The sequence below is a fragment of the Pseudomonas sp. LM13 genome, assembly GCF_041381355.1.
Classification (GTDB): domain Bacteria; phylum Pseudomonadota; class Gammaproteobacteria; order Pseudomonadales; family Pseudomonadaceae; genus Stutzerimonas; species Stutzerimonas frequens.
In genome coordinates this window covers 110,093-116,293 of record NZ_JACBXH010000009.1, presented here as the reverse complement: position 1 = coordinate 116,293, position 6,201 = coordinate 110,093, and the positions used below count along the sequence as shown (strand labels likewise).

Genomic DNA, 6,201 nt, shown 5'->3' with positions numbered 1-6,201 from the left:
TGACGTAGACCCCGAAGGGTTCACAAAAGGATTAGTAAATATTGTTGTAGAGACAGCACCTTGGTTTTTGGGCGTTCCTCTCGCCTGCTGGGCCATAGGCTCCCTGGTCGTTCACAAGTTCACCAACTGGGTCGTTCGCCCTTCCAAGGGCCCGTTGTGGGAGTTCAACCGCCGCACCGGCATGGTCACGATCTTCGATTACGACAATATGGGCGAGTACAAACGCAGTGGCACTATCGGTGAGTTCACCTATCCCTTTTATGAGTTCGATGCCTATATCAGCAGCGGCCCCGACAGGCAGGGACTGATCTGGCATCAACTGCATCTGGTGCATCGCTATCACGACCTGGCCATCGATCTTTCCCCCATCGTGCCCAAGGACTCCAGCATGGCACCGCACTTCGCCGCCTGGGATTTTCTGCAGAACTACATGGACATCGGCTGCCCGCTGCCGGATATCCCGCTGTTCGAGAAACACCGTGCGAACGACCCGACCACGGCGGCACATGACCGCCGCACGGGCCGCCCCGAGCGCTACTGGCGTGATATGGACGACAAGACCTGGGAGGCGCAACTGACGCAGAACCTGGCCCGCGTCAAGGCCTACGACATCACCGGCCGCCTCAACCTCATGGACCGCCATGTACGCTATGCCGATTGACTGCGGCCGGCTGGGAGCCTCTATATCCCGTCCTATAGTTCCCGGCAGGCCTATCGGAAACGGCTTTTAAGGCAACTCCAACCCACCCCCAGCCTTGTGCAACCCACGCAGATGCTCGCCGATCTGGGCCAGGTTCACTTCGATCGCTTCGAGTTCCTCCCGCCGCTCATCGCCCAGCAGCACCCGCACTTCCTGGTCCAGCTCTTCGGTTAGCTGATTCAAGCGTAGTTGGCGTTGTTCGCTCTCGCGTTCGAGGCGGGTCCATTCGTTGGGTTGTGGCAGGCCGTAGCCGTCGCCGTCGAGCAGTTCGGCCGGGCGGCTGAGGTAGCCGCTGCTGGCGAGGATTTCCTGCAGGGCGCCGTCAGCCTTGTTCAGGCTGGCGTCGCGGCCGCGGCCGCCGAGGTAGCGGTTCTTCAGCTCGTCCTGGGCCAGGAGCAGCTGGCGGCGCAGGGCGGCCTGTTCGACCAGCAGCAGGGCGGCGGCGGCACGCAGGTCCGCGCGGTCGATCCATGGCTGGCGTTCGGCCGCGTCGAGCTCGAGCCACTGCTCGACACTGTGCTGTGGTAGGCCCAGGCGTTCCTTGAGCACGGCGAACATGGCCTGGTAGCGGTCGCGGTAGGAGTCGAAGCGGTAGCCCAGACGCAGCGCCTCGCGGGCGTCGTCGAGCACGCTGGCGTCGGCCAGGCCGCGGTGGATCAGTACTTCCAGCAGCCCGTTGGGCATGATGCTGTCCAGTGCGACTAGATCGCTGCGCGCCGTGCCGCTGCGCAGCAGTTTCAAGGTTTCCACCGCGCAGTTGTTGGACAGGAAGTAGTAGTCGCCGTCGTAGCTCCAGTGCAGTTCGGCGCTGCGCTCGACCAGCTGGCGAATCTCTTCGGGGTGCAGCTTCAAGGGCACCGAGGCCAGCCCGCGCAGTTCCACTTTGGTGTATTCGTCGATCACCTGGCCCAACGGCAAAATGAACAGGCGCGAAGGATAGACACCGGTGAGGCCGTCCCAGCTGGAGAGCTGCACATCGTCGACGAAGGCGCGGAAGGACAATACCAGGTGGTGGTCCAGATCCAGTCGACAATCGGGGCCGGGCTCGCGGCCGGGCGCGCAGATGACCAGGCGCAGCATGCTATGGCCCCAGCGGCTGACCCAGGCGTCGTTGGCTTCGGCGAACAGGTAGTCGACCTCGTAGACACGTGCAGGGTCAAGGCTCAACAGGGGCGTGCGGCCGAACTCGCGACCGGCGTTGAGGAAGGGGTAGCCCGGCGTGCAGTCGGCAGGCTCCGGTGCCCAGCCGGAGTGCTCGCTGAAGTAGCGGTGCAGGGATGGGCGGCGGCAGGCGTAGTTGGGGTCGAGCAGGAAGTATTCGAGATTCACCGCGACGAATTCCAGCGGGCTGGTCAGCTCGTACGGATCGGGACTGCGCGCCAGCTGTGCGTTGTCCTGTTCGCGCAGGCCGCGCTTGCCGACCCGTTGCGGCCAGCCGGCCAGATCGAGCAGGCGCGGGTCGTCGCTGAGGGTGAAGCGGCGGTCGGTCTGCCCGCGGCAGTCGTCCGGCAGCCCGATCTGTCCGAGATTGCTGGCGCGCTGACGGCAATGGCCCTGCAGCAGGTGTTGATCCGGCGACCACAGGCGCGCGCGATCGTACAGATGCGCCACTTCATGAATGACGGTGGCGAGCAGCTCGCGGCGCACCGTGCCGTGGGGACGATGGGTTTTCTCGTTGGCGGCGCTGCCGTCGGTGAGCGCCGGCAGCAGGCGCTGATTGAGCTCCAGGCGCTTGCCGCCGGCGCGGCCATAGGCCTGTTCCGGCAGGTTGTCGCGCCATTGCACGCGCACCTCGCGATCGAGGCTCTGCACCAGGCGGGGTGGCAGTGCGGCCATTGCTTCGTCCAGCAGCGCCTGGCTGGCGGCGCGTTGCTCGGCGTCCAGCGTGCGTGAGTCGAGAACCAGGCGCAGCTCGGCATGAGCCGCGATGCTGGCCAGGCTCAGGCCGCTCGCCAGCAGCCAGGCGCCGAGGCGGGTCACAGCGCGAGGATGGCTTCGGCCAGTTGCAGATCGCTGGCGTTGCGCGCCGCGGGGAACTCGCTGCGCAGGGTGCCGATCGCCGCTTCCAGATGGGCACCGCGGATCTCGCCGGCGCTGGCGACGAAGCTGGCGGCGTCTTCGCGGGCCTCGACGACGACCTTCATGTCACTGATGCGGCTGGTCACGTCGGAGGTGAAGTTGATGCTGCGGTCCAGGGCACGCACGACGATGTTGCTGGTGGCCACGAGGGTCTGCGCCTGGGCTGTGCCCGCGGCGACGGCGAGCGCCAGCGGGGCGGCGAGCAATAGCTTGTTCATCGATGAATCTCTCACGGGTCTGGGCACCGGCAGGCGGTGCGGTTATTGGACGAGGATGGCTTCGGCCAGTTCCAGGTCGCTGGCGGCAAGCTCCGGATGTTCCTGGCGCAGACGCGCCATGGCGGCTTGCAGGCGAGCCGCGGTGAGCTGACCTTCGCTGGCGACGAAACCGGCCGCGTCTTCGCGGGCCTCGGCGATCAGCTTGTTGTCGAAGGGAGCGCTGGTCAGCTGGCTGCTGACATAGCTGGTCTGCACGACACCCGCGGTGGTGACATCGAAAGCCTGGGCGGTACCAGCGGCGAGGCCGAGAAATAAGAGAACGATTGAATACGAACGCATGCGGAACCTGTTGCCGGGAAAAACGGCGCCAAGGCTAGCGAAACGCTGGCTGCAGAGCCAGCGCTCGGTTGCTTCCTCAGGTTGCAGCAGCGCTTATGCTGCTGCATGCATCAGAGCGCCAGGATCGCCTGAGCCAGTTGCAGATCGCTGGCCTGCAACTGCGGCTGCTGGCTACGAATGTGGCGCAGCGCCGCTTCGAGATGGACGCCGCGCAGATCGCCACGGCTGGCGACAAAGCGTGCGGCGTCGTCCCGGGCGTCGAGCACCAGCTTGTCGTCGCGCAGGGATGAAGTGAGGTCCGAGGTGGCATCGACAGTGTTGATCAGGCCGCCGACCACCATGTCGGTGGTAGCGGTGAAGCTGGCCGCGGACGCGCCTCCACTCAGCAGCAGGCCGGCGGCGAGGAAGGGAAGCAGGATTCGGGACATGGCAGATCTCCAGTAATGAGGCTCTAGACCGCGCCATGGGGACGACGTTCCCGTCGCTACGGTCTTGTAGCAGGCAGCATAGGCTCGAATCGGTGGGTGCGGGATACCTCAGCGCCAGAACGGCTTGTCCAGCTCTGCCGAGCGCTCGCTATGGCTGATGCCGACATCCGCCAGCTGGCGGTCGTCGAGCTGCGCCAGTTGCTGGCGGGTACGGTAGTTGCGTTGCCAACGCTGCAATACTTGCAGCAGCTGTAGCCAGTTGCGCCGGGCGCGGGTGGCGACATAAGGACGAGATAGCGTGCGGTCCATGCTGCGCTCCTTCCCGGTGTGACCGGGTGCGGGTTATGGGAGAACAGGATCGCGCGCGTCAGGCAAGTGCAACAGCCACAGGGATTCTCGATTGTGCCGGTGCAGTTCGAGAATGGCTGCAACTGTATTGGTCGCGAATGCGCCAACTGTTCTCGCTGCGCTGCTTATCGGTCCGGTGCGCGTGCCAACGCACCCGGCGTAGTGCCGAACTGTTGACCGAACGCGGCGATGAACGCCGAGGTGGATTCGTAGCCGCACGCCAGGGCGACGTCAGTAACCGGCTGGCCCTGCTCCAGCAGAGGGAGCGCGCTGAGCAGGCGCAGACGCTGGCGCCAGGCGCGGAAGTTGAGGCCGGTGTCGCGCTGGAATTGGCGGGTCAGAGTTTTCTCCGAGACCTTGAGGCGCTCGCTCCATTGTTTCAGGCTGAGTGAAAGGTCGGGCTGCTCGTAGAGCGCTTCGCACAGCCGACGCAGCCGGGCATCCCCGGGCCAGGGCAGCGAATAGCCGATTGCCGGCGCCGCCCGCAGCTGGTCCAGCAGCACCGCTGCCAGGCGGCCTTCTGCACCTTGCTCGTCGTACTCCGCCGGCAGTGCGCCAAAGGCGCGGATCAGCTCGCGCAGCAGCGGGCTGACCGCGAGCACCTGGCAATGCTCGGGCGCCCAAGCCAAGGCGTGCTGGTCGATGTACAGGCTGCGCATCTCGGTCTGCGGCGAACTGATTACCTCATGCAGCAGGCCCGGCGGAATCAGGATGGCGCGCTGCGGCGGAGCGAGAAAGCGCCCGCGCTCGGTATGCACGCGCAGCACGCCGCTGATGGCGTAGGACAGCTGTGCCCACGGATGGCTGTGGCGCGGCGTGGTGGTCCGTTCGGCCAGGGATTCGCTGCGGGCGAACAGCGGGCGCGGCAGTGCATCCATGGCTGGGATGCTGCGTTGCACGAGGCCGCTTTGTCCTTTTCTCGACATTTGTCTGGCTTATGGCGTTAGTCGGATATCCAGGGCGACAGTAGACTCGCTGGCAACCTGCCGCAAGCCACACAATCAGGAGCGCCGATGGCCAGACCTCGCTTGTTACCGGACAACTTCACTCTGGCCCTGCTCGGTGCGGTGGCCATCGCCACGCTGCTGCCAGCGCGCGGGCAAGGCGTGGCGGTGTTCGAGTGGATCACCAACCTGGCCATCGGCCTGCTGTTCTTCATGCACGGCGCCAAGCTATCGGGCAGTGCGATCCTCGCCGGCATGGGCCATTGGCGCCTGCATCTGCTGGTGTTCAGCTGCACCTTCGTGCTGTTCCCGCTGCTCGGCCTGGCGCTGCGTCCGCTGCTGACGCCGATGATCGGCGCCGAGCTGTACCTGGGCATGCTCTACCTATGTGCCTTGCCGGCCACGGTGCAGTCGGCGATCGCCTTCACCTCGCTGGCGCGCGGCAATATCCCGGCGGCGGTGTGCAGCGCGGCGGCTTCGAGCCTGATCGGCATCTTCCTCACGCCGCTGCTGGTGCTGCTGCTGATGGGCGCCCAGGGCGAAGGCGGCTCGACGCTGGATGCCATCGGCAAGATCGTCGTGCAGCTCCTGTTGCCGTTCATTGCCGGGCAGATCGCGCGGCGTTGGATCGGCGACTGGGTGGCGCGCAACAAGGGCTGGCTGAAGAACGTTGACCAGAGCTCGATCCTGCTGGTGGTCTACACCGCGTTCAGCCATGCGGTGGTCGAGGGCATCTGGCAGCAGGTGCCGCTGCCGCAGCTGCTGGGCCTGGTGCTGGCCTGCTGTCTGCTGCTGGCGCTGGCGTTGCTAATCACTTGGCTGGTGGCGCGCTGGTTGGGCTTCGATCTGGAGGACCGCATCACCATTCTCTTCGCCGGCTCGAAGAAGAGCCTGGCCACCGGCATTCCCATGGCGCAGGTGCTGTTCGCCGGCGGTGCGCTGGGCACGCTGATCCTGCCGTTGATGCTGTTCCACCAGATTCAGCTGATGGTCTGCGCGGTACTGGCGCAGCGCTATGCGTCGCGACCAGAAACAGCAGCGGTCGCAAAAGCGGGCTGACTCGAAGCCAATCAGCGGCGGATTCGTGACTGCAGCGCAAAGATCATTTGCCCGCTACGGTCTGGGAGCGGTGCGCAGGGGTGGCT

General features: G+C 65.5%; 7 protein-coding genes and 1 pseudogene. 2 read left to right on the top strand and 6 right to left on the bottom strand.

All coding sequences use genetic code 11. The features are described 5' to 3' along the window. Positions 1 to 661: pseudogene (locus HZR81_RS09100) on the top strand (hypothetical protein); the annotation flags it as partial. A gap of 66 nt (positions 662 to 727) precedes the next feature. Here the strand turns inward: HZR81_RS09100 and HZR81_RS09095 are convergent. From HZR81_RS09095 to HZR81_RS09070, 6 genes are all read right to left on the bottom strand, one after another. Beyond that, entirely contained in the window at positions 728 to 2,680 is a 1,953-nt protein-coding gene (locus tag HZR81_RS09095; RefSeq protein WP_500127896.1) for a DUF7844 domain-containing protein, read from the bottom strand. After that, the gene (locus HZR81_RS09090; protein ID WP_017245875.1) at positions 2,677 to 2,997 is read right to left on the bottom strand and encodes a DUF2388 domain-containing protein; all 321 of its coding nucleotides are present in this window, start codon (positions 2,995 to 2,997) and stop codon (positions 2,677 to 2,679) included. Before HZR81_RS09090 ends, HZR81_RS09095 begins: the two co-directional genes overlap by 4 nt. 42 nt (positions 2,998 to 3,039) lie before the next feature. Continuing rightward, on the bottom strand, positions 3,040 to 3,336 hold the full coding sequence (locus HZR81_RS09085) for a DUF2388 domain-containing protein (protein WP_063540960.1): 297 nt from the start codon (positions 3,334 to 3,336) through the stop codon (positions 3,040 to 3,042). Positions 3,337 to 3,446: 110 nt separating this feature from the next. After that, entirely contained in the window at positions 3,447 to 3,764 is a 318-nt protein-coding gene (locus HZR81_RS09080; protein WP_500127895.1) for a DUF2388 domain-containing protein, read from the bottom strand. A gap of 108 nt (positions 3,765 to 3,872) precedes the next feature. Then, a complete protein-coding gene (locus HZR81_RS09075) occupies positions 3,873 to 4,073 on the bottom strand; it encodes a DUF1127 domain-containing protein (RefSeq protein ID WP_200596662.1) in 201 nt (66 codons plus the stop codon). 164 nt (positions 4,074 to 4,237) lie between these two features. Next, complete coding sequence (locus tag HZR81_RS09070) at positions 4,238 to 5,038, bottom strand: AraC family transcriptional regulator (protein ID WP_458991932.1); 801 nt, start codon at positions 5,036 to 5,038, stop codon at positions 4,238 to 4,240. Between the two features lie 87 nt (positions 5,039 to 5,125). Between HZR81_RS09070 and HZR81_RS09065 the strand changes: the two genes are divergently transcribed. Next, positions 5,126 to 6,115 (top strand): bile acid:sodium symporter family protein, encoded by a 990-nt coding sequence (locus tag HZR81_RS09065; protein WP_399774196.1) that lies wholly within the window; start codon positions 5,126 to 5,128, stop codon positions 6,113 to 6,115. Positions 6,116 to 6,201 lie beyond the last annotated feature (86 nt).